Genomic DNA, 24699 nt, shown 5'->3' with positions numbered 1-24699 from the left:
ATTTTCAGTGTGGTGAATTTAAGAATAAAAATTGTAGGGTGCAACTTGTTGCACCCTACGGAGAAAAAATGAACGTTAAATTTTTCGCTTTTGCTATTTTCTCACTGCTCTTAGCAGCCTGTGAAAAAGCCCCCGAGCAAATAACCTTGCAAGGTAAAACGATGGGAACGACTTACACCGTCAAATATATTGATAATGGTGAAGTGAAAAATCTGTCTAATCCCGAAAAAATAAAAAGCGAGTTAGATCGATTATTAGTAGATGTGAACAACCAAATGTCCACTTACCAGCAAGATTCGGAAATTAGCCGTTTCAATCAGCTAAAAGAAACCAATCAAGCGGTTGAAATTTCGCAAGATTTTGCAAAAGTAGTGGAAGAAGCCATTCGCTTAAACAAAATCACAGAAGGAGCATTAGATGTTACTGTTGGGCCTGTGGTGAATTTATGGGGATTTGGGCCTGATAAACGTTTAAATAAAGTGCCTTCTGATGAGCAGATTAAAGAGCGTTCTAGCTATGTCGGCATTGATAAAATTATTCTTAGAACAGAAGGTAAGCCAATACTTACTAAAAGCGTACCTAATCTCTATTTAGATTTATCCTCTATTGCGAAAGGATTTGGTGTCGATAAATTGGCAGAGCATCTTGAAAAATTAGGCGTGAGCAACTACTTAGTTGAAATTGGTGGCGAGTTGCGTGGCAAAGGCAAAAATTTACAAGGTTTAGGTTGGCGAATTGCGATTGAACAGCCTATAATGGAACAAGCACAATCTGTACAAATTACTGTGCCTTTACATAATTTAGGAATGGCAACATCGGGCAATTATCGTAATTATTTTGAAGATGAAAACGGCAACCGCCTTTCACATATTATTGACCCGCAAAAATTAAGCCCAGTAAGCCATAACTTAGCCTCAATTACTGTACTCGCCCCAACAACAATGACGGCGGACGGATTATCAACAGGCTTATTTGTATTAGGTGCGGAAAAAGCATTAGCACTTGCAGAACGTGAAAAATTAGCGATATTTTTAATTGTTAAAAATGGCGACAAGTTTGAAACACAAATGTCGAGCGAATTTAAAAAATTAACTCAATCACAATAGTTGGAGTGGAAAATGGAAACTGTATTATTAACTTTCGGTTTTTTTGTTGCAGTAATTTTTGCAATGTCGATTGGCTTTATCGTAAAAGGCAAAACCATTAAAGGCAGTTGTGGCGGTATCACCGCTTTAGGTATGAAAAAAATGTGCGACTGCGAAGAGCCTTGTGATAACTTAAAATCAAAAATCGCAGACGGCACAGCCGATCCTGAAGAAGTGGCACGTTTTAATAAAGAACCACAATTTTACGAAGTGAAGTAGTCTTTAACTTCTTTAATTTTATTATTCATCTATAAGCGGTATGATTTGCAAAATTTTTTGCAAATTTAACCGCTTGTTGCTTTTATAACTAACCAAATGTGCTTCGCCTTAACCGAAGTTACGGGAGATTTATGACAACTCAATTAACCTCAAAAACCTACGACACCCATTTCCCTAAATTAACCCCTGAGCAACTTGCTGAAAACGGCAAGAAAAAAGTGATTATTGGTATGTCGGGCGGGGTGGATTCCTCCGTTTCCGCTTTTATTCTTCAACAACAAGGCTATATCGTTGAAGGTTTGTTTATGAAGAATTGGGAAGAAGATGATGATACCGATTACTGCACGGCAGCGGCGGACTTAGTTGATGCACAAGCGGTTGCCAATAAACTCGGTATGAAGCTGCACAAAATCAATTTTGCTGCTGAGTATTGGGATAACGTATTTGAATATTTCCTTGCAGAATATAAAGCAGGACGTACGCCAAACCCTGATATTTTGTGTAACAAAGAGATCAAATTCAAAGCCTTTTTAGAGTATGCAGCGGAAGATCTTGGGGCGAATTATATCGCCACAGGGCATTATGTTCGTCGAAGCGGAGACGATCAAAACGCAAAACTATTGCGTGGCTTAGATGAAAATAAAGATCAGAGCTATTTCTTATATGCTATCAATAAAAAGCAAGTCGGGCAGAGTTTGTTCCCTGTGGGCGAAATTGAAAAGCCGATTGTGCGAGCGATTGCCGAAGATTTAGGTTTAGCCACGGCAAAGAAAAAAGATTCTACGGGTATTTGCTTTATTGGCGAACGTAAATTTAAAGATTTCTTAGCTCGTTTTTTACCCGCTCAACCAGGCGAAATTCGCACTGTTGATGGTAAAGTGATTGGTCGCCACGATGGTTTGATGTATCACACACTGGGTCAGCGTAAAGGTTTAGGTATTGGTGGTGTGAAAGGCTTGAGTGAAGATCCATTTTATGTTGTGGAAAAAGATCTGATTAATAATGTGTTAGTGGTTGCTCAAGGGCACGATAATTCGGCACTACTTTCAACAGGTTTAATTGCCAAGCAGCTTACTTGGGTAGATATGCAGCCACTGCGTGAAAATTTACGCTGTACGGTGAAAACTCGCTATCGTCAGGCGGATATTCCGTGTGAAATCCAAGTCATTGATGATGAAGCCATTCGTGTGATATTTGATGAACCACAAATTGCGGTGACGCCGGGGCAATCTGCCGTGTTTTATTTAGGTGAAGTTTGCTTAGGCGGTGGAATTATTGAAGAAAAATTAAAATAGTTGTAAATAAATATTGAAATATTCTGCATATTTATGCAAAATAGTGGAAAATTAAGGCGGTGAAACGCCTTTTTCATTTTGATAAGATAATAAGGAATAATTATGGCTCTTTGGGGTGGACGTTTTACACAACAAGCAGACGCAAAATTTAAATATTTTAATGATTCACTACGTTTTGATTATCGCTTAGCAATTCAAGATATTGAAGGCTCAATCGGTTGGGCGAAAGCCATTACTTCGGTTGGTATTTTAACCGAAGCTGAACTAGAGCAGCTTATTGCAGCATTGAAAGAGGTGCGTGCAGAGGTGGAATCTAACCTAACCATTATTTTAAAAGATGATGCGGAAGATATTCACAGTTGGGTAGAATCTAAGCTAATCGAAAAAGTGGGCGATTTGGGCAAAAAATTACACACAGGGCGTAGCCGTAACGACCAAGTGGCGGTGGATATTAAAATGTGGTGTAAAGTGCAAGCGGTTGCTTTGCAGGAACGTATCCGAGCGTTACAAGAGCGTTTGGTTTCTGTTGCAGACGAAAATCAGAGCTCGGTTATGCCGGGCTACACTCACTTACAACGAGCCCAGCCTGTTACTTTTGCCCATTGGTGTATGGCATATTATGAAATGCTGGAGCGTGATTTCAGTCGTTTAAGTGATGCAAATAAGCGTATGAGCACTTGCCCACTTGGTTCGGGAGCGTTAGCTGGCACGGCTTATGGCATTGATCGTGATCTCCTTGCCCGTGATTTAGGTTTTGAAGAAGCGACCCGTAACAGTTTAGATAGTGTATCAGACCGTGATCATATTTTAGAGCTGCTTTCAACGGCTGCAATCAGTATGATGCATTTATCCCGTTTTGCCGAAGATTTGATTATTTTCAACAGTGGTGAATCGGGTTTCCTTGAAATGTCTGATCGTGTAACCTCTGGTTCATCATTAATGCCACAGAAGAAAAACCCGGATGCTTGCGAACTTATTCGTGGTAAATCAGGGCGTGTATTCGGGGCATTAACAGGGCTTCTAACTACCTTAAAAGGCTTACCACTTGCTTATAATAAAGATATGCAAGAAGACAAAGAAGGCATTTTTGATGCGTTAGAAACTTGGCAGGCTTGCTTAGAAATTGCAGAGCTTGTGTTAGTTGATATTCAAGTGAACACAGAACGTACTCGTGAAGCGGCTCAACAAGGTTATGCAAATGCAACGGAATTAGCTGATTACTTAGTCGCAAAAGGCGTACCATTCCGTGAAGCACATCATATTGTAGGTGAAGCGGTGGTATATGCAATCAGCAAAAAAGCGCCACTTGAAGCATTAAGCATTAATGAATTCCAGCAATTCCATCATTCAATTGGTGATGATGTTTATCCGATTTTGTCATTAGAATCTTGCTTAGAAAAACGTTGTGCCAAAGGTGGGGTAAATCCACAGCGTATAGCAGAAGCGATTACTGCGGCAAAAGTCTCATTAGCTTCTTAATTATTTTAGATATAAGCGGTCGTATTTTTAACAAAATTTGCAAAAAATTCTGTAAATATGGCCGCTTGCATATTTAATTTTCAAATTTTTGCTCGTTATGATTGCAAAATGGGCATTACCTCTTTAAACTTCCGAATAATTTTTTGAATTTTTATTTCCACTATTTTATTTCAAGAGTGTTGTATGACCGAATCAGTGAACCCTATTCAGGAACAGCCTAATTCAGCTCTCACTTTAGGGCAACAATTAAGAGCAGCTCGTGAGGCATTAAATCTTTCTATTGCCGAAGTTGCTCAAAAAACAAACCTAAAAAAATTACACATTGAGTCGATTGAAAGTGATATTTTTATTTTAAAAAATGTCGCTCCCACCTTTGTGCGTGGTTATGTGCGTAATTATGTGAAATTTTTACGTTTGCCTGAATCGTTGGTTTCTTCTGTGAATTATGGCGAAGTAACCATTCCGAAAGAGATTACAAAGGTTTCGCCTGTAAAACCATCATCAAATTCACAGGGTAAAGCATTGAAATATTTAACTATATTTGTGCTTTTAGCCGCATTAGGTATGACGCTGTTATGGTGGTGGCAGGGTTATCAGAAAGATCAGGAAAACCGTGAACAGCTTGTGAATTCAGGTCCTGTAGTGGAAACAACAAATACAGAGCCTGTTGAGCCTAGCAATCAAGTTTCTGTGCCTGTTCAACAGCCAATTCAAGTGCAAGAGCCTCAAGTTCAGCCACAGCCTGAAACTGCTACAGTTGTAGAACCAAACCAGCAGGAAAATACAGCAGCTCAGACAGTTGAACCGCCAAAACCTGAAACGGAAGTAGCAGTTGAACCTGCAAACGTTCTCCAGCAGATGCAGCCAACAACAGAGGCTGAAGCTACAACAGAGCAGCCAGCAGCGATCAGTAATGATGAGTTACGCATTGAAATCACAGGCTCGCAAAGTTGGATTACGGTGAGAAATGCGAAAAATAAACGTTTAGCTGAAAAGCTCTATAATAATGGCGAAGTATTAACCTTTAATGAAAATGAGCAATATCGTTTAACCATTGGTGCACCTGCAAATGTAAAAATTTATTACAAAGGGCAGGAAGTACCATTAAAAATTGATGGACGTGTCGCTCGTATTCGTTTGCCATTGCAATAATCTTTTTAAGAATAAAAACGCCGTAAGCTAGCAGCTTAGATTGTTATTTTACGAGCGTTTTCTGCTTTATAACTTTTAACGACTATTTAAAAATATGATACATCAATCTCCAATTAAACGTCGGGTATCGAAAAAAATCTATGTGGGTAATGTGCCGGTAGGGGGCGATGCACCTATTTCGGTACAATCAATGACAAATACCCGTACCACTGATGTGGAAGCAACTGTTGCTCAAATTAAGTCTTTAGAGCGAGTAGGGGCGGATATCGTACGTGTTTCTGTACCAACAATGGATGCAGCAGAAGCCTTCAAAGTTATCAAACAGCAAGTGAATGTGCCATTAGTGGCAGATATCCATTTTGACTACCGTATTGCCTTAAAAGTGGCGGAATATGGTGTAGATTGTTTGCGAATTAATCCGGGTAATATCGGTAACGAAGAGCGAATCCGCGCCGTAGTAGACTGTGCTAGAGATAAGAATATCCCGATCCGTATTGGGGTAAATGCAGGCTCGCTTGAGCGAGATCTTCAAGAAAAATATGGCGAACCAACACCAGAAGCATTATTAGAATCGGCACTACGCCACGTTGATCATTTAGATCGTCTTAATTTCGATCAATTCAAAGTCAGTGTGAAAGCGTCAGATGTATTCCTAGCGGTCGAATCATACCGACTTCTTGCAAAACAGATCGATCAGCCTCTGCATTTAGGGATCACCGAAGCAGGTGGTGCAAGAGCAGGTTCAGTTAAATCTGCGGTTGGTTTAGGTTTACTATTAGCAGAAGGAATTGGTGATACGTTGCGTATTTCTTTGGCGGCTGATCCCGTTGAGGAAATTAAAGTCGGTTTTGATATTTTGAAATCACTACGTATTCGTTCACGCGGCATTAACTTTATCGCTTGCCCAACCTGTTCACGCCAAGAAATTGATGTTATTGCAACAGTAAATGAGCTAGAGCAGCGTTTAGAAGATATTATTACTCCGATGGACGTTTCCATTATCGGCTGCGTGGTAAATGGGCCGGGTGAAGCGTTGGTATCAGATTTAGGTGTAACGGGTAGTAATAAAATGAGTGGCTTCTATTTAGATGGTGTGCGTCAAAAAGAGCGTTTTGACAATGCAAAATTAATCGACCAATTAGAAGCTAAAATTCGTGCGAGAGTGGCACAACAAAATAATAGCATAGATGTTGTAAATAAATAGGAAAAAATAGTGGCAAAAACAATTCAAGCAATTCGTGGAATGAACGATTGCTCCCCAACAGAATCCCCATTATGGCAATGGGTGGAAGAAAAAGTGCGTAATGTACTGGCAAGTTATGGCTATTCAGAAGTGCGTATGCCAATTGTTGAAAGTACGCCGTTATTTGCTCGTGCGATTGGCGAAGTCACCGATGTGGTATCTAAAGAAATGTACACATTCTGGGATAATGATGAGCAATTAACCCTTCGCCCCGAAGGCACAGCAGGTTGTGTGCGTGCAGCAATTGAGCGTGGCTGGATTTATAATAACGAACAACGCTTGTGGTATATAGGACCAATGTTCCGCCACGAGCGTCCACAAAAAGGACGTTATCGCCAATTCCACCAGGCAGGTGTGGAAGTGTTTGGCATTCCTAATCCAGAAATTGATGCGGAATTGATTATTTTAACGGCTCGTTTATGGAAAGAGTTAGGCATCGATCAGCATGTTTCTTTACAGCTGAACTCAATTGGCTCGTTAGAAGCTCGTGCGAATTATCGCTCTGCATTGGTAAATTTTTTACAAAATCACACCGCTTTAATGAGCGAAGAAGAGAAAAAACGTTTGGTAAAAAATCCACTGCGTATTTTAGATACTAAAAACGAAGCCTTACAACAAGTGCTAAACGATGCGCCGAAACTGCTGGATTATTTAGATGATGACAGCCGTGAGCATTTTGAGCAACTCTGTGCATTGCTTGACTCAATGGGCATTGCTTATGAAATCAACCCGAAATTAGTGCGTGGTTTAGACTACTACAACAAAACCGTATTTGAATGGGTAACTTCAGCTTTAGGTTCACAAGGCACAGTTTGTGGCGGTGGGCGTTATGATGGCTTAGTTGAACAGCTTGGCGGACACGCAACGCAAGGTGTAGGCTTTGCGATGGGTTTAGAGCGTTTAGTGCTATTAGTTCAAGAAGTAAATAAAGAGATTGATTTACCAAAAGCGGTTGATGTGTATATTGTCTTCTCTGGCGAAGGCTCAACAGTTAATGCGTTCCATCTGGCAGAACAAATCCGCACCGAATTACCACAACTTCGTGTAATGAGCCACTGTTCAGGTGGAAAATTCCAAAAACAATTTAAACGTGCAGATAAAATGGAAGCAAAGATTGCATTAGTAATTGGCGAAAGTGAAGTGGCAGAAAAAAAAGTGGTTATCAAAGACCTGCGTTCAGGTTCTGAGCAGATTACGATTGCACAATCAGAACTAATTGCTGAACTTAATAAACGATTTTAGGAGAAAAAATGAGTAACGAATATTTAAATAAAACCGAAGAACAGCAGTTTGAAGATGCCAAAAATTGGTTTAAGGAAAATGGTACCCCTATTTTAGTCGCAATTATTTTAGTTTGTGCAGCCAGTTTGGGGTGGAATTTTTGGAAAAACCATCAGCTTGAAACGGCACAAAAGACTTCCGCATCATATCAGCGTGTGATGGAGAGCTATTTGCAAAATCCAAATAAAAATCAACCGCTTGTAGAAAAGTTTATTGCGGATAATCAAGATTCAAGCTATGCGACTTTTGCACAATTTGAGCAAGCAAAACAAGCGGTCGAAAAAGGCGATTTTTTTGCAGCTAAAGTAGCGTTACAATCCGCTTTAACTCAATCTGATTCTACATTGAAAACTTTGGCTCGTTTTCGTTTAGCACAAGTGGATTACCAATTAAAATCTTATGATGAAGCACTTGCAGGTCTTACTCAGATTCAAGATAAAGCGTGGGAGTTACGTAAGCAAATCCTAATTGGCGATATTCTTGTTGCAAAAGGTGATAAGCCTGCCGCTAAAATGGCTTACGAACAAGCTAGATTAAATGCGGCTCCTCAAGAGCAAACCTTAATTGATGTGCGTTTGAATAATTTATAAAAATAAAGCCTGATTGAAAATAGAAAGTCAATCAGGCTTTTATATTTTTGATGTTGAGGGTTAATTTTTTCATAGAAAAACAAATTTCTTGCCATAGTGGATGATTAGAAACCTAGAATATTGTAATAATTGTTACAAAAGTAGTAAAAACTTATTAAAAAAACTACTATTAAAAAATAAATTTGATTATAATAGAAGCGTAAAGTGAAAAGGAGAGTATTCTCTTTTTTCTATTGATAGTAATTTATTTTGCTTGAAGTATTTTTAATTGAAAATTTATTTCAATCAATTTTAAAATTTAAATTCAATCAATCGCTTTTTATTTGGTAAATGTATTGAATTAAGATAACGTTTATCAAATGGCTAGCTCATTTGGTTAGCCTAAGTAAATTAATAAGGTTGCTTTTTGGATAAATAAGTAATCCCTATTTCATATTATTTTATTTATTGGTTATTAGGAGAAAATATGCAACATTCATATACAGCAGCTAGACGACCTTCGTGGCGCGGCATTTTGGCTGGGCTTGTTATGGGCTTAGTTGTTAGCATGGTTATGTTTGCTTTAGCATTAGTTGTTGGTTCATTCTTGTCATTGGATTTAAGCGGTGCTGGCATTGCTGCAGGCGTTTATGCTGTTATCACAGCTTTAATCAGTGCTTTTGTTGCAGGCTATTTTGCTGTTAAGGCATCAGCACCTGAAGCTTTATTTGGTGATGGCACTGACATCTTACCAAAAGATGCTGTCTTAACGGGTATCTTGACTGCCGCTACTATCATCGTTATCACTACTTTTTCAACTATGAACGGGCTAGGTAACGTTGCTCGTACTGCAGGTTCTGCGATCAATTCGACAGCTAGTGTAACTACGAGTGTTATCAGTTCAAGTTCTATCGGTTCTATTATTTCTGAAGAACTAGAAGAGGCATCTGCTGGAGAATCAGGTAATGTGATTAATATCATTACCAATAAAGCACAAGAGCTTTATCAACAAGTTACCGGCAACATCAGTCGTGAAGATATTGAACAATGGGTTGCTAAAAACAACGATACATTCTCTAAAGAGCAAATCAGTGCGTCTGCTAATGTGGTAGAAAAAATGGTTAATACCACTAAAAATGAAATCAAAAATATGGACTTTAATAGCATCGAGACGTGGAAAAATCTAGATGATTATGCTAAAAAACGTGCTGCTGAAATTGAGAATGCGTTAACAGGTGATAAAATCATCGTTCAGTTAAAAAATGAAGGTTTAAGCGAAGCTGAAGCTCAGCAAATTCGCAATGAAGCAGTTTCTGCTTATCAAGAATATAAAGCTAAAATTGAGCAAGCTGTTGCTGATGCTAAAGCTAAAGCAGAACAAGCTTTAGCTGCTGCTGAAGAAGCTGCTCGTAAAGCTGCACTATATTCTGGTCTATTTTGGTTAATTAGCACACTATTAACCTTTGTAGCTTGTGTGCTTGGTTCGAAAAAAGCTGCTGCGAACTATCGTTTAGCTCGCCCTTTGGCTCACTAATCAATACGCGTAGTATCGAAAAGCTATACGCTTTGATCTAAAATCTAAAATTTAGGCTATTTTAATTTAAGGACTAAGTTCTGTATTGCACGGGCTTAGTCCTTTTTGTTTTCGCTAGCAGGTGATTGTTATAGTGCTAATGATCCGATTTACTGTTTTGGAGATAACATTGATTTGCTTTTTGAAAGATTAGTTGTATTTAGGCATAAAAAATCTGCACCTTAATCAGTGTTAACTTTTGGGGGCAGATCAAATAGGGGCTTATTATTTAGAGCATCTAGGATTATAGACGCATCGGCATAATTACATATTCTGCAGAGGGGTTATCACAATCTTCAATTAAGCAGCTTGAGCTGGAATCGACTAAGCTGAAACGTACTCGTTGACATTTTAGAGTGTTTAGTACATCTAACACATAGCTTACGTTAAAGCCCACTTCCATTTCAGGGCTGTCGTAGGCTACATCAATAATCTCTTCTGCTTCTTCTTGCTCTGGGTTGTTGGCAGTAATTTTAAGTAGGTTATTGCTTAGTGCTAAACGCACACCTCTAAATTTCTCGTTTGAGAGAATAGCCGCACGCATTAACGCACGTTTTAGTGTTTCAGTATCCGCTTCTAAAATGCGATCTGCATTGCGAGGCAGAACACGGCGGTAGTCTGGGAACCTGCCATCAATTAATTTAGACGTGAACACAATACCGTTCATTGTAATGCGGATATTGCTTGAGCCAATTTCTAAACGAACTTCATCACTCGTTGTTGAAACTAAACGTGAAAGTTCAAGTACGGCTTTGCGTGGCACAATAACCGAATGAGTTAAAAGTTCTTGGTTTAGCACCATTGTGCAAACGGCTAAACGGTGTCCATCTGTGGCAACGGTGCGTAATAAATTGCCTTCGGTCTCAAATTTCATACCGTTTAAAAAATAACGGGCATCTTGATTTGCCATTGAGAATTGGGTGGCGTCAATTAGGCGTGCAAGCGTTGATTGCTCAATCGAGAAATCAACTTCAGGCTTCCAATCCATTAAATTAGGGTAATCGCTGGCAGGTAAAGTGGCTAAGCTAAATTTACTACGACCTGCTTTGATGATCGCTTTATCTTCTTCGAATTCAACGGAGATCACGCTGTCATCAGGTAAACTTTTGCTGATATCTAAGAATTTTTTGGCTGGAATGGTAAATTTTCCTGCAAAATCGACCGCTTGTAGCAGTTGAGCTTGGGTGGTTAATTCAACTTCTAAATCCGTTCCAGTTAAAGATAAACGATCGCCTTCAATTTCTAATAAAATATTGTTAATCACAGGCAAAGTTGGGCGACTGCTTAATACGCCGCATACCTGCTGCAAAGGCTTGAGTAATTGGTCTCTGGTAATCGTAATTTGCATAATCATTCCTTTATTCTTAACAGCTTAAGATGATAATTTACGCGTTAAATTGATATAGTCTTCTTGGATACCGCTTTCGGTATCACGTAATTCATTAATCGTTTTGCAGGCGTGTAGCACAGTTGTGTGATCTCGTCCGCCAAATTCTCTGCCAATTTCAGGCAAGCTATGATTAGTAAGCTCTTTTGCTAATGCCATTGCCATTTGGCGAGGGCGGGCAACACTTCTGGCACGGCTTTTTGATTTTATATCCGCCACTTTAATGCCGTAATATTCCGCTACAATGCGTTGAATATTTTCAATTGTAATTAAGTAATCGAAAGAGGCAAATAAGTCTTGTAAGGTTTCACGCACCGCATCAACCGTAATTGGGCGAAGTGTGAGTTTTTGCCACGCAATCACACGATTTAATGCCCCTTCTAATTCACGCACATTGGTGCGAAGTTTTTGCCCCATCAAATAAGCCGCATCTTCTTGTAAATCTGCCCCCCGTTCTAAGGCTTTTTGGCGAAGAATTGCCACACGGGTTTCCAATTCAGGCGGTTCAATGGTTGCACTAATACCGCCACTTAGGCGAGATTTAATTGCCGTATCAATTTTATCAATATTCTTAGGCAGAACATCAGAAGTTAGAATAATCTGCTTTCTTTGCTCAAATAAAGCATTGAGTAGATGTAAAAATTCTTCTTGTACTTTTGGTTTATTAGCAAGAAATTGAATATCGTCAATCATCAATACATCAAGCGAGCGATAGAATTTTTTGATTTTTTCCGCATCGTTATTTGAGCTGTTAATGGCTTTGATAATATCACGGTAAAAACGCTCAAGGTGGATATAAAGCACTCGCACAGCTGGATTGCGTTTAACCAATTCATTACCGATAGCGTGTAATAAGTGGGTTTTACCTAAACCTGTGCCGGCATAGAAAGAGAGCGGATTACAATGGCTTTCGCCTAAATTATCCACCACTTGTTGAGCCACTAATTTCGCCAGTTGGTTTGAACGACCTTGTACGAAATTATCAAACGTTTGGTGTGGGTTTAACCCCGTTTTAAAGCCTGTATTGCTAAATTCGGAAGACTCGTTTTTTAAGCTGATTTGTGGTTTTGGTTGCTCGGTAGGTTTTATACCCACTCTTAAATTGACAACCAAATTGTCGTTTTTAGATAAAAAATGCGCTAATTCAGTAATTTCCGCTAAAAATTTATCTTTAACCCAATTTTCAACAAATTGGTTTTGAGCATAAAGCGTGAGTTCCCCGTTATCAGAACTGGCTTGCAGAGGACGTAGCCAAGTGCTGTAATCAGTTGGCGATACTTTCGTTTGTAAATGATTAAGGCAATCAGACCAAAGGGAAGACACAATTTGCTCCAAAAATTATTGTTATTAAAGGTGATAATGATACCTGAAAAAAGGGGAGAAATCTTGCAAATTTTTGAGAGATTTGGCAGAAGAAATAAACGAAGAGAATAGTTAAATTATTATCTATTAGCCCTACAAGCGGTCATCTTTTACTAAAAATTTGCAAATCAATTAATAAAAATAAGGGCGAAAAATTTTTCGCCCCTACAGTTACATATCCACATTCTCAGGCAAGAATCCACCACTTTGATGAGCCCAAAGTCTTGCATAAACGCCATTGTGAGCAAGCAATTCTTCGTGTGTGCCTTGCTCAACAATTTCGCCTTTATCTAGCACGATTAATCTATCCATCGCCATAATGGTAGAGAGGCGGTGGGCGATTGCCACAACGGTTTTCCCTTCCATTAGTTTGGTTAGATTTTCTTGGATTGCCACTTCCACTTCGGAATCTAATGCACTGGTTGCCTCATCTAATAATAGAATTGGGGCATCTTTGAGCATTACACGGGCAATTGCAATACGCTGGCGTTGCCCGCCTGAGAGTTTCACACCACGTTCGCCAACGTGTGCATCAAAACCGGTTCTGCCTTTGGCATCTTGCAGGTTTGGAATAAACTCGCTCGCAGCGGCTTGTTCAACTGCTTTAATCATTTCTTCCTCTGTAGCAGTTGGGCGACCATACATTAAATTTTCACGCACGGAACGGTGGAGTAGCGAGGTATCTTGCGTGACCAAGCCAATTTGTGAGCGGAGGCTTTCTTGCGTGATATCCCGCACATTTTGCCCATCAATCGTAATTGAACCGTCTTGAATATCGTAAAAACGCAATAGCAGGTTGGTAAGCGTTGATTTACCTGCCCCACTACGACCGACTAATCCCACTTTTTCTCCCGGTTTGATGATTAAATCAAAATCTTTCAGTAATGGTTTGTTCGGATCGTAGGCAAAATCCACATTCTCAAATTTGATTTCGCCTTTGGTTACGTTTAACGGCTGAGCATTCTCTTTATCTACCACATTGTGCGGTTTAGAAAGGGTAATCATACCATCTTGTACTGTGCCTAAATTTTCAAATAGGCGTGCAAATTCCCACATAATCCATTGTGATAAGCCTTTAATGCGTAAAGCTAAAGCAGTTGAGGTCGCAATCGCCCCTGCGGTTACCACACTTGATCCCCAAAGCCATAAACCGATACCTGCAGTTGAAACAATTAATGCCATTGAAGTTAGGTTAGTGACGGTTTCAATTACAGTAACTAAACGCATCTGTTTGTGTACGGTAACCATAAATTCTTGCATAGACTCTTTGGCATAGGCAGATTCACGGTTGCCGTGAGAGAAGAGTTTGACGGTGGCAATGTTAGCGTAAGCATCGGTAATTCGACCGGTCATTAGACTTCTGGCATCAGATTGTTCTTGAGCGGCTTGGGCTAATTTCGGTACAAAATAGATAATGGTTGCCGCTAATGAGATGACCCATAAAATAAACGGCACGAATAACCAGCCGTCAAGTTGTAATAAAATCACGCTGGAGGTGGTGAAGTAAACCAGCACATACACCAACATATCGGCACAAGTCATAATCACATCACGCACGGAAAGGGCGGTTTGCATTACTTTGGCAGATACTCTACCTGCAAATTCATCTTGATAGAAACCTAAACTTTGCCCGAGCATTAAGCGGTGGAAGTTCCAACGCAAACGCATTGGGAAAACCCCTTGTAGCGATTGAAAACGAATACTACTGGCGAGATAAACAAATACGACGGCGAGTATCGCAATAAAGAACATTCCTACGATTGTCCAGCCTTTTTCTGCCCAAAGCTCAGAAGGGGAGTATTTGCTGATCCAATCGACTAAATCACCCATAAATTGGAATAATATGGCTTCGATAACACTAACGGCTGCCACTAAAATAGTGAGTATGAGAATATAAATTCGCATACCTTTGGTAGCATCAAAAATAAAAGGAATTAAGCCTGATTTTGGCGTTTTCGGCATTACGTTCGGGTAGGTTTCAACCCGTGCCTCAAACCATCTAAAGAGTTTTTCAAACATAAATGAATAATTTCCGAGTGTAGAAAAATGTAGGGGCAAATAACCATTTGCCCCCGAAAAATGTTAAGAAAAATTATGGATTAAGTAATTTTTCGTCTAAGGCTAAATCTTCGTTGCGATTTACACCGATGCCGGCAGCTAACACATTACGGGCAATTTGGTGAGCTTCTTCTAAAGAATGCTCTTTGTAAGAGCCACATTGATATTCGTTCAGCTCAGGAATTGCCGATACATCAGGGATTTTATGTAACGCATCTTCCATTGAAGCCGTCCACGCTTTGACAACCTCTTCTGCTGAAGGTGTGCCAATCAGTGACATATAAAAACCAGTACGGCAGCCCATTGGCGAAATATCAATGATCTCCACTTGTTCGCTATTGAGGTGGTCACGCATAAAACCGGCAAAAAGATGTTCCATTGTGTGAATCCCACGCACCGGTAGAATATCAATATTCGGGCGACAGAAGCGGAGATCGAACACGGTAATGGTATCGCCTTTCGGTGTGGTCATTGTTTTTGCAACACGCACGGCTGGGGCGTTCATTTTGGTGTGATCTACTTTAAAACTATCTAATAAAGGCATTTTTTACTCCATCAATATTATTCCGCAATTCCTTGCTCCCACGCTGGGGCATCTTCAGGAAGTTTGCGTTGTAAGAAAAATCTTCTATTGGCTTGGGCTTGAGGTTTTACCACTTTGGTGTAAGGGGTGGAGAACTCAATACCGCCGTTTAATAATTGCGACATTGTGCCTGAGTTCATACTCACACCTTGTAGGCTAATATCCATCGTATAGCCCGAAGCCTGCCAGAACTGGGTGTTCGTTCTGACTAAGTGCTTGTATTTATTGTTAATTTTAAGATGAATTAACACTCGGTCATTCAGTTCGCTTAAACCTAAGTGGCTTACAATACCGACTTGCATTCCACGATAAAGCACAGGGGCTTCTGGCTGAATACCGTTGGCATTCGTGGTTTCTACAATAATTGGGAAGCCATTTGCATAGGTTGTTTTTACTGTATCAGTTTGCGATAGCTCAAAAGAGTTTTGAGTTTTGCCAGAACCAGCATCAACAGTAATGTAGTTTTGTAATGCAGCATCTAAATTTTTAAAGCCAGCCGTACTAATTTCAGGTGACACCACACTAAATTTTGCCCCAGCTTTCGCAATAGATGGATAATATTTGCCTTGAATGTAAGCGGTCGCTTTTATCTGTTTTTTTGCATTTTGCAATTCCAGCTTTTCAATTTGACCTACGGTTAAGCCCATATATTTAATGTCCATTCCTTCGCTTAACTTACTCGCATCTTTCGCAATCAGCGTGAGGTAAGTATTGCCCGAGGTAGCTTTTTCTTTGCTGGTATAAAGCGTTTTATTGCCTTTTGAACCGCCATTATCAAAGCTGATCGCTCCTTTTAAGGTACGCATTAACGGAGCTGTGGTGATATTCACGCCTTTGAGTGACACATCGACATTGGCTGCCGGTTCAATCCAGAAACGGCTTTTTTCGGTTAATAGATGGCGATAATTTGGCTGAATAAATAGCTCAACCTCAAATTTCTGTTGTTTCGGTGTGATTTTTAACACCTCACCGACCTGAAAATCACGGTATAGCACCACAGAACCTTCGCTAATACCGGATAGTGATTCAGCCGAAAGGGTAGTAGTCGCTTTTTTCTCTAAGGTTGTAACGCCTGATTCCGCACTTTCTACATCTTTATAAAGTGCATATTGTTTTTTCGGGCTGCCATCATTTTTACCGTTAAGTAAGCGAATGCCACCTTTTAACCATTCTGAAGGCGAGCCTGCGTGAACCCGTAAGCCGTCTAATCCAATTGACATATCAATATTGGAAATCGCAACAAACTTGCTGTTACTGCCAATCAGATTGCGATAAGGCGGATAAATAATGACATCAAAACGCACTTGGTCTAACGCTAAGCTACGTTTGACGATTTCCCCGATTTGCACATCGCTATAGTAAATCCCTTGGTTGGTATCGACTCCGTAAGCTTGGGGGGCAACTAGGCTAAAACTGAGTAAATTTGGCAAGCTCAATAGATAATCGGCTTCATTTTGTACGATAAATTCCGATTGAGGTTCTCCTTCCCCTGGGTGAACCTCAAAATAGACACCACGCAGCAGCTCAGCTACTTTCGTCAGCTGCTCTGTGTTTAAGGAGAATTTCGGCTCTTTGAGCAAGATTTTAGTTTGGGAGCGTAGTAAATTTTCATAACTTGGGTCAATTAATAAAACCCCATCAATCTGTTTATGCTGTCCTGATTCTTGCTGTGGCACACCGTTGTCTTTTACTTGTGGTAATTTTAGCTGCGAAAGCATACCAATTTGCACATTTTGGTGAAAAACACCAGTCTCATTAATTTTTAAATTATGTGTAAGCGGTAGTTTTACGTTGATTTCAATTCCACGTTTAGCTGATTTCAAATCCGGATATAGCTCAAATTTCTGTCCTTGCTCGGCAATTTCCATATTATCAGGTGAATCAAAAGCAACCGCACCTTGTACTACCGAGGCAAGGCTGTCCATATTGATTTTAATACCTTGTAAATTTACATCAGCGCTAATACCGCTAATATTCCAAAATCGGCTCTCTTTTTTCACTAAATGAGCGTATTTTTGATTAATGACGACATCAATTTCGATTTTTTTCTGGTCTTTGGTAAAACGATAATCGGCAATATTGCCCACTGGCACTTTACGGAAATAAACACTCGCTCCGACAGTAATAGAGCCTATGTCATCAGAGATTAAACGGATCAGTAAATCTCCATCGCTTACTGTTACCGCAGGTGGATCTTCTTCAGCGATAAACTCATCAGCAAAATCGCCCTCTCCAGGTAGGAGAGTAATATAATTACCAGATACAATTGCATCTAAACCGGAAACTCCAGCTAATGAGGCACTAGGCTGGACTAGCCAAAACTTTGTATCTTGACGTAAAACACTTTTGGCCTCAGGAGTAATTTCAGCTTCTACTTCTACTTCTCTTAGTTCATCAACAAAATATACTCGTTTTACTTGACCAATTTGTAAACCTTGATAGCGAATTACTGTTTTTCCTGCAGTAATACCATCGCCTTTTGCAAATCGGATAGTGATGGTTTCTCCTTGCTCCTTTAAAATTTGGAAAAAAAGCAAAGTGCCGATAATAAAAGCGGTAATTGGTAAGATCCAAAATGGTGATATTTTGCGAGGTTGCCTGATTCTGGCGTCTATTACATTCTGCGTTTGTTCTTCCATAATAATATTAGATTTACAAAACCTATATAGAATAATACCGAAGCCCTATAAAAGGCTTCGGTAAGAGTATTAATAAGTCTAAAAATAAGAAAAGCTATTTTTTTTCATCACAGTTAGTTAAATTACTACATTTCCCATAGAGATATAAACTGTGATTTGTTAATTCCATTCCGTGCTTTTCACTGATTTCACGTTGGCGGCGTTCCATATCTGGGTCTTTAAATTCAAAGACTTTACCGCAATCCATACAGATAATATGGTCGTGTTCGTGATTCATATTCAATTCAAACACCGCTTTATTTGCATCAAAGTTATGGCGCATTAGAATCTCAGCTTCTTCAAACTGATTTAATACTCTGTAAACTGTCGCTAGGCCAATATCTGAACCTCTTTCTAACAGAATTTTATAAATATCTTCTGCTGAAAAATGTTGCATTTCATCACGAATATCTTGCATTAATGCAAGAATAGTTAAACGAGGCTCAGTAACTTTTAACCCTACCTCTTTTAAACGTTTAATATTTGCTTCAGACATATCTGCCACCTAATTATCTTTACTTAAAATCTTATGCAAGTTGGTCTAAACACATTTCTTCTTTTAACTGAGCACACCATTTATTAACACGCTCAGTGGTTAATTCAGGCTGTCTGTCTTCATCAATACAAAGACCAACAAAAGTTGCATCATCAACTAAGGCTTGTGAAACCTCAAAGTTATAACCTTCGGTTGGCCAATGACCAACAATTACGCCACCGTTTGGCTCAATAATATCACGCACTGTGCCCATTGCATCACAGAAATATTCTGCGTAATCTTCCTGATCGCCACAGCCGAAAATTGCCACAACTTTACCGTTAAAATCAATCTCTTTTAAGGTTGGCATAAAATCGTCCCAATCTGCTTGAGATTCGCCATAATACCAAGTTGGAATACCGATCATTACAAAATCGTATGCTTCAATATCTTCTTTTGTGCTTTTAGCAATATCACGAATATCCACTAATTCAGCACCTAAGTTTTTCTGAATCATTTTAGAAATATTTTCTGTATTGCCAGTATCGCTACCGTAAAATAAACCTACAACTGCCATTTTTACTACCTATTTTGGATGTAATTATTTAGAATTATTTCGATTAACTGCCCGCGTGAAATACCCTTTTCAGACGCTTGTTCTTCTAACACTTTGACTAAATCCGAATGCAATTTTAATTCAACTCGTTTTAAGCCTGACGATTTATCTCGCTTTAGCTGATTACGTTTATTAATTCGAATTTGTTGTTCTCTATCAAGAGGATTAGTGCGAGGACGCCCAACTTTTGGTACAGTCGCAAACAGATCTAAAGTGATACAATCTGAATCTTGTTTTGCCATTTCTTTACATATCGGGCTTTTGGGCTTCCATTCACGTTCTGTTTTAATGAGAATGATAAGCTACTTTTCAAAGTGTAAACTATATCAAAAATCCACACATTTGAAAAGTAAATCAGCTAGAAAACAAGCGGTGTTTTTTTGCTAAAAATTTGCAATTAACTCATTGTGAGTATGAAATTAGCCTTGTTATTCTGAATAGCGAAGAAATATAAATTACACTATAATTTCTAAAATGAAGATGATGAAAAAAGGAGAAGATGTGTCGAATATCCATTTAGCCATTGCCGGTGATTTTACTTTAGCTGAAAAAATTCTTGAGGTGTTAGAAAACCAAGATTTAGCTGTTGAAAAAATTTCCGCCGTCGAATTAGAGCCGTTCGGCGAAGAGCAAAACTTACGCTTTGGGGCAAAAGCCGTTGCACAATATGCGTTAGATGAAGTGAATTGGGCGGAATTTACCCACGTTCTCTTTGCAGGCAAAATGGCTCAAGCAGAAGTATTAGCAGAAGCGGTGAAAGCAGGTTGTGTGATTTTAGATTTATATGGCATTACCGCATTAATTGGCGATGTGCCTGTGGTTGTGCCAAGTGTTAATGATGAAAATGTGGCAAATCTGCGTGAGCGAAATATTGTTGCGCTTGCTAATCCGCAAGTTTCGCAACTTGCCTTAGCGTTAAAGCCGTTATTAGCTCAGCCGTTAAATCAAGTTTTTGTTACCTCACTTTTACCTTCCGCTTATTTTGGCGATGAAAAAGTGAAAGAGCTAGCAGGGCAAACGGCTCGCTTATTAAATGGTATTCCGTTTGATGAAAATGCAGAGCGTATCGCCTTTGATGTTGTGCCTGCTAATGTGCAAGGTGAAGAGAAAAAGTTACCTTTCTCCAAAGCCTTTGAATTACAACTTGCAAAAGTTTTACCAAATTTAACCGCTTGTACGACATTCCATTCGGTTCAAGTGCCTGTTTTTTATGGTGTTTCACAAATGGTATCTGTTAAATCAGAATATCAGTTAGATGCAGAAACTATCAGTGCGGAGTGGAAAGCAGAAAATTGGGTTCAATTTAACGAAGAGTCGGTGATTACAGCGGTAAAAAATGGCGAAAACGAAGAGCGAAATGTGCTAGAAATCAGCCAGTTATTAGCAAAATCAGAGCAAGAAATTCAGTTCTGGTCGGTTGCTGATGAACAGCGTTTTAGCCTCGCATTTTTATCCATTGAATTATTAAAATTAGTTTTGGAATATTAATTGCTTGCCAAATGGTTCATTCCGTGATAAAAATCATCAACGCCCGAGCAACCGATTGGATTGCTCGGGCGTTGTCATTTCCAAAATTCTAGTTTTGAAGGTCTTATGTTAGAAAAATTATTTCAGCTTAAAGCGAAAGGCAGTAATGCGAAAACCGAAATCATCGCAGGTATTACTACCTTTTTCACAATGGTGTACATTGTTTTTGTTAATCCGTCCATTTTAGGTGTAGCAGGAATGGATACCCAAGTGGTATTCGTGACCACCTGTTTAATCGCTGCATTTGGCACTATTGCAATGGGCTTGTTCAGTAACTTACCAATTGCCCTTGCGCCTGCAATGGGCTTAAACGCCTTTTTTGCATTCGTGGTAGTACAAAAATTAGGCTATTCTTGGCAAGTAGGTATGGGAGCAATTTTCTTAGGCTCTGTCGGTTTGTTTATTTTAACGGTACTACAAGTTCGCTATTGGTTTATGTCTGCAATTCCACTAGGTTTACGTGTTGGAATTGGGGCAGGTATTGGCTTATTTATTGCATTAATCGGCTTTAAAAATATGGGCATTGTGGTGCCAAATGAAGCAACTTTAGTTGCATTAGGTAACTTACACGATCCTAAAGTATTAATGGGGATTTTAGGTTTCTTCATTATTGTCGTATTAGGGGCAAAAGGAGTTCACTCTGGTGTATTAGTTTCAATTGTTGTTGTAACAGCATTAGCGTTAATTTTTGACCCAGCGGTAACCTTCAATGGTGTAATGTCTATGCCACCAAGTTTAGGTGCGGTTGTAGGACAAGTGGATATTGCTGGGGCGTTTGATGTTGCCTTACTCGGCATTATTTTCTCCTTTATGCTAGTAAATCTGTTTGACTCATCAGGCACGCTGATTGCTGTAACCACTAAAGCAGGTTTTGCTGACGAGAAGGGACGCTTCCCAAAAATGAAACAAGCTCTATTAGTGGATAGTACCGCTGCAATGGCAGGTTCTTATATGGGAACATCAGCGATCTCAACTTACATTGAAAGTGGTTCAGGCGTTTCTGTGGGTGGTCGTACTGGTTTAACGGCTGTGGTTGTTGGTATTTTATTCTTACTCACCATTTTCTTTTCACCATTAGCAGGTTTAGTGCCAGCTTATGCAACCGCTGGTGCGTTAGTATTCGTAGGCATTCTAATGGCTTCAAGCCTGATCGAAGTAAAATGGAACGACTTAACTGAAGCAACACCTGCGTTCATCACAACAGCAATGATGCCATTTACTTACTCGATTACTGAAGGGATTGCCTTTGGTTTTATCAGCTACTGTGTAATGAAAGCATTCACAGGGCGTTGGAAAGAGATCAGCCCGTCTGTGCTAGTGATTTCATTACTCTTTATGATCAAATTTATTTGGGCAGATGCTCACTAACTTTGTAGGTTTCCCTCTCCTGTGAGAGGGATTTTTAAATTATCTATGTGTTTCGTGTATTCCAGAGGTAAAACTATGTCTAATCAAGTTCAAAAATTGCTTTTCATCATCAATTTAGCACCTTACGGTAATGAAACCTTTTTTAGTGCCTTACGCTTAGCATTGCAAATCCAAGAGCAACATAAGGTCAATACGGAAATTAAACTTTTCTTAATGTCCGATGCAGTCACCGCAGGGCTGGCAAAGCAAAATCCGGTAGAGGGATATCACATTCAGCAAATGCTGGAAATTTTAACCGCACAAGGTGCGAGCGTAAAATTGTGCAAAACTTGCACCAATGCTAGAGGGATTACAGATTTGTCTTTAGCTGATGGTGTAGAAATCGGCACATTAATTGAACTGGCAGATTGGACAATTCAAGCAGATAAGGTACTCAATTTTTAATGCAAAAATTTGATGTAATCATTATTGGTGCAGGAGCAGCAGGGCTATTTTGTGCCGCCCAGCTTGGGCAAGCCAGTAAAAAGGTTGCGGTGCTCGATAGCGGTAAGAAAATCGGACGTAAAATTTTAATGTCGGGCGGTGGTTTTTGTAATTTTACTAATTTAGATGTGAGTGCCGGAAATTACCTTAGCCAAAACCGCCATTTCGTGAAATCTGCCCTTTCTCGCTATATGCAATGGGACTTTATATCTCTTGTGGCAAGTTACGGCATAAGCTACCACGAAAAAGAGCTAGGGCAACTTTTCTGTGATGAAAGCTCGCAGCAGATTGTAGATTTATTGCAAGCTGAATGTGAGAAAGGCAAGGTTGAGATCTTGTTACGACAAGCGGTCATTTCTATCGAAAAATTTGCAAAAAATTTCCAAATTTCGACCGCTAGTGAGCAGTTCCAAACTGAGAATTTAGTGATTGCCACAGGTGGATTATCAATGCCAGCATTAGGTGCAACCCCCTTTGGTTATCAAATTGCTGAACAGTTTGGTATTCCTGTTATTGCTCCTCGTGCCAGCCTTGTGCCGTTTACTTGGAAGGAGAGTGATAAACACTTTACCGAGCTTTCTGGCATTGCGATTCCTGTTACCGTTTCTAGCCAAAATGGGAAAAGTTTCAGTAATCAAATGTTATTTACCCACAGAGGATTATCTGGTCCTGTGATTCTGCAGATCTCCAATTATTGGGAGTTGGGCGAAACAGTGGAAATTGATTTACTCCCAAGTGAATCTATTCTTGATGTGTTGAACGAACTTCGTCAATCTTCGCCAAAATTGCAGTTAAAAACCGTGTTATCTCGCTATTTACCAAAAAAGTTGGTCGATATTTGGCTAGAGCAGAAATTGCTGACTGATAAAATCATTGCAGATTTGAGTAAAAAAGATCTCGCTTTCTTAGATGAATTTATCCACCGCTGGCAATTCTTACCAAATGGCACAGAAGGCTACCGTACCGCAGAAGTAACAAAAGGCGGAGTAGATACCGATTATATTTCTTCTAAAACAATGGAAGTGAAAAATGTAGAGGGGCTTTATTTTATCGGCGAAGTGCTTGATGTAACAGGCTGGCTTGGTGGCTATAATTTCCAATGGGCGTGGTCATCAGCTTTTGCGTGTGCGGAAGGGATTATTGAAAAAGGCTAAATTCAAGCTAAAAACAAAGGCGAACATTCAACAGTTCGCCTTTATTTTTTAATTATCTCGCACGGAAAATAATGCGTGCTTTGCTTAAATCGTATGGGGTCATTTCAACGGTTACTTTATCGCCTGTTAAAATACGAATGTAGTTTTTACGCATTTTACCTGAAATGTGAGCGGTTACAACGTGCCCATTTTCTAATTCCACACGGAACATTGTATTTGGTAAGGTTTCTAAAATTGTACCTTGCATTTCAATGCTATCTTCTTTAGCCATTTATTCCTCTTTAAATTTTTAATTTTATGCTGTGCCATTCGGCGAAAAACGGCGGATATTATACGCTTATTCGCTCAAATTACAATCGTTTCTTTGAGAGTACACTATTTCCGCTTAATCCATCGACGCCGTGAATGAAAACGCTGAGTTTGTGTTTTTGCTTCACTCGCTATTGGTTTTGGGGCGATTTGTAGATGATGAATTTTACGGCGGAAGTAATAATGTACGCTGCTTGCTAAGAGTACCCCTGTTAAAAGCAAAATTATCATTTCGCCATAGAGTTGGTGGAATTGTTGTTCCACTCGAGCTTTTGTCGTTTGCCCGTATTCAGCATCAAACGTAACCCGTAAAAAACCAACTAATGCTTGTTGAGAAAAAATAGGCTCAACAATCTGTTGGTTTTTTTCTGCTTGTTCCGTCGTTAATAAGGTTTTTAGATCTTTAGCATTTTGACTTTGTGCGAGCAACACACCTTTAGGCGAGTAAATATTTGCATCAATAATAAAATCTTCTTTAGCAAAGCTATCCAACGCATCAACCAGTTCATCTGTTTTCGCATTTTTAACTAATAAAAACGAAAAAATATTCGCTTGTTGGCGAACCAATAAATGCGAGAGATTTGATACTTGGTTAATACTGGCTAATTGAGAACCTAATTTAAATTGATTGACGCCCGTTAAAATAACCGCCACAATCGCTACGCACAGAGCGGTGATCCCAGCCAGTAAAAGCGTTTTAGCTATTTTTTCACGAGTAATATACATAGCATTCCTCTTAAAAT

Annotated in this window: 23 protein-coding genes; 13 read left to right on the top strand and 10 right to left on the bottom strand. The window is 39.4% G+C overall.

Annotation, left to right across the window (positions count from 1 at the left end; genetic code table 11):
- The first annotated feature begins 68 nt into the window (after positions 1-68).
- From ACERCF_RS00790 to ACERCF_RS00750, 9 genes are all read left to right on the top strand, one after another.
- Complete coding sequence (locus ACERCF_RS00790; RefSeq protein ID WP_373624275.1) at positions 69-1106, top strand: FAD:protein FMN transferase; 1038 nt, start codon at positions 69-71, stop codon at positions 1104-1106.
- A gap of 12 nt (positions 1107-1118) precedes the next feature.
- Positions 1119-1364, top strand: coding sequence for a (Na+)-NQR maturation NqrM (nqrM, locus tag ACERCF_RS00785; RefSeq protein WP_006250397.1), 246 nt, complete (start codon positions 1119-1121; stop codon positions 1362-1364).
- A 131-nt stretch (positions 1365-1495) separates the two neighbouring features.
- Positions 1496-2659 (top strand): tRNA 2-thiouridine(34) synthase MnmA, encoded by a 1164-nt coding sequence (mnmA, locus tag ACERCF_RS00780; RefSeq protein ID WP_373624273.1) that lies wholly within the window; start codon positions 1496-1498, stop codon positions 2657-2659.
- Between the two features lie 102 nt (positions 2660-2761).
- Entirely contained in the window at positions 2762-4138 is a 1377-nt protein-coding gene (argH, locus tag ACERCF_RS00775; RefSeq protein WP_373610351.1) for an argininosuccinate lyase, read from the top strand.
- Between the two features lie 183 nt (positions 4139-4321).
- The gene (locus ACERCF_RS00770) at positions 4322-5290 is read left to right on the top strand and encodes a RodZ domain-containing protein (protein ID WP_373610352.1); all 969 of its coding nucleotides are present in this window, start codon (positions 4322-4324) and stop codon (positions 5288-5290) included.
- A gap of 94 nt (positions 5291-5384) precedes the next feature.
- Positions 5385-6494, top strand: coding sequence for a flavodoxin-dependent (E)-4-hydroxy-3-methylbut-2-enyl-diphosphate synthase (ispG, locus tag ACERCF_RS00765; protein ID WP_373610353.1), 1110 nt, complete (start codon positions 5385-5387; stop codon positions 6492-6494).
- 9 nt (positions 6495-6503) lie between these two features.
- Positions 6504-7775 (top strand): histidine--tRNA ligase, encoded by a 1272-nt coding sequence (gene hisS, locus ACERCF_RS00760; protein ID WP_373610354.1) that lies wholly within the window; start codon positions 6504-6506, stop codon positions 7773-7775.
- A gap of 8 nt (positions 7776-7783) precedes the next feature.
- Positions 7784-8404: a YfgM family protein gene (locus ACERCF_RS00755; protein ID WP_176807320.1), complete on the top strand. Its 621-nt coding sequence runs from the start codon at positions 7784-7786 to the stop codon at positions 8402-8404.
- A gap of 466 nt (positions 8405-8870) precedes the next feature.
- Complete coding sequence (locus tag ACERCF_RS00750) at positions 8871-9917, top strand: hypothetical protein (RefSeq protein WP_373610355.1); 1047 nt, start codon at positions 8871-8873, stop codon at positions 9915-9917.
- Between the two features lie 283 nt (positions 9918-10200).
- On the opposite strand, the gene dnaN is transcribed toward ACERCF_RS00750, so the two are convergent.
- From dnaN to ybfE, 8 genes are all read right to left on the bottom strand, one after another.
- On the bottom strand, positions 10201-11304 hold the full coding sequence (dnaN, locus tag ACERCF_RS00745) for a DNA polymerase III subunit beta (RefSeq protein ID WP_373624272.1): 1104 nt from the start codon (positions 11302-11304) through the stop codon (positions 10201-10203).
- A gap of 24 nt (positions 11305-11328) precedes the next feature.
- A complete protein-coding gene (gene dnaA / locus ACERCF_RS00740; RefSeq protein ID WP_373624271.1) occupies positions 11329-12678 on the bottom strand; it encodes a chromosomal replication initiator protein DnaA in 1350 nt (449 codons plus the stop codon).
- 198 nt (positions 12679-12876) lie between these two features.
- Complete coding sequence (locus ACERCF_RS00735; RefSeq protein WP_373624270.1) at positions 12877-14724, bottom strand: ABC transporter ATP-binding protein; 1848 nt, start codon at positions 14722-14724, stop codon at positions 12877-12879.
- 73 nt (positions 14725-14797) lie between these two features.
- Positions 14798-15307, bottom strand: coding sequence for an S-ribosylhomocysteine lyase (gene luxS, locus ACERCF_RS00730; RefSeq protein WP_373610359.1), 510 nt, complete (start codon positions 15305-15307; stop codon positions 14798-14800).
- A gap of 17 nt (positions 15308-15324) precedes the next feature.
- Positions 15325-17985 carry a PqiB family protein gene (locus ACERCF_RS00725; protein WP_373624269.1) on the bottom strand — a complete coding sequence of 887 codons (2661 nt, stop codon included), beginning with the start codon at positions 17983-17985 and terminating at the stop codon, positions 15325-15327.
- A 94-nt stretch (positions 17986-18079) separates the two neighbouring features.
- Positions 18080-18520, bottom strand: a complete 441-nt coding sequence (gene fur / locus ACERCF_RS00720) for a ferric iron uptake transcriptional regulator (protein WP_373610360.1) — start codon at positions 18518-18520, stop codon at positions 18080-18082.
- A 31-nt stretch (positions 18521-18551) separates the two neighbouring features.
- The gene (fldA, locus tag ACERCF_RS00715) at positions 18552-19076 is read right to left on the bottom strand and encodes a flavodoxin FldA (protein ID WP_373610361.1); all 525 of its coding nucleotides are present in this window, start codon (positions 19074-19076) and stop codon (positions 18552-18554) included.
- Positions 19077-19081: 5 nt separating this feature from the next.
- Complete coding sequence (gene ybfE / locus ACERCF_RS00710; protein WP_373610362.1) at positions 19082-19357, bottom strand: LexA regulated protein; 276 nt, start codon at positions 19355-19357, stop codon at positions 19082-19084.
- Between the two features lie 241 nt (positions 19358-19598).
- On the opposite strand from ybfE, the gene ACERCF_RS00705 reads away from it, so the two are divergent.
- The 4 genes from ACERCF_RS00705 (at position 19599) to ACERCF_RS00690 (ending at position 23647) form a co-directional block, all read left to right on the top strand.
- Entirely contained in the window at positions 19599-20603 is a 1005-nt protein-coding gene (locus tag ACERCF_RS00705; protein WP_192919088.1) for an oxidoreductase, read from the top strand.
- 105 nt (positions 20604-20708) lie between these two features.
- Complete coding sequence (locus ACERCF_RS00700) at positions 20709-22010, top strand: NCS2 family permease (protein ID WP_373624268.1); 1302 nt, start codon at positions 20709-20711, stop codon at positions 22008-22010.
- Positions 22011-22085: 75 nt separating this feature from the next.
- Positions 22086-22454, top strand: coding sequence for a DsrE/DsrF/TusD sulfur relay family protein (locus ACERCF_RS00695; protein WP_373624267.1), 369 nt, complete (start codon positions 22086-22088; stop codon positions 22452-22454).
- Complete coding sequence (locus ACERCF_RS00690) at positions 22454-23647, top strand: BaiN/RdsA family NAD(P)/FAD-dependent oxidoreductase (protein ID WP_373624266.1); 1194 nt, start codon at positions 22454-22456, stop codon at positions 23645-23647. Before ACERCF_RS00695 ends, ACERCF_RS00690 begins: the two co-directional genes overlap by 1 nt.
- Positions 23648-23699: 52 nt before the next feature.
- Here the strand turns inward: ACERCF_RS00690 and infA are convergent, their stop codons facing one another.
- Positions 23700-23918: a translation initiation factor IF-1 gene (gene infA, locus ACERCF_RS00685; RefSeq protein WP_025217878.1), complete on the bottom strand. Its 219-nt coding sequence runs from the start codon at positions 23916-23918 to the stop codon at positions 23700-23702.
- A gap of 104 nt (positions 23919-24022) precedes the next feature.
- Positions 24023-24682 (bottom strand): YtjB family periplasmic protein, encoded by a 660-nt coding sequence (locus ACERCF_RS00680; protein WP_373610366.1) that lies wholly within the window; start codon positions 24680-24682, stop codon positions 24023-24025.
- Positions 24683-24699: the final 17 nt, after the last annotated feature.

Origin of the sequence: Mannheimia kashgarensis, assembly GCF_041807705.1 — a bacterium.
GTDB lineage: Bacteria > Pseudomonadota > Gammaproteobacteria > Enterobacterales > Pasteurellaceae > Mannheimia.
The sequence above is the reverse complement of the archived record's forward strand: the minus strand, read 5'-3'. Positions and strand labels throughout refer to the sequence as shown.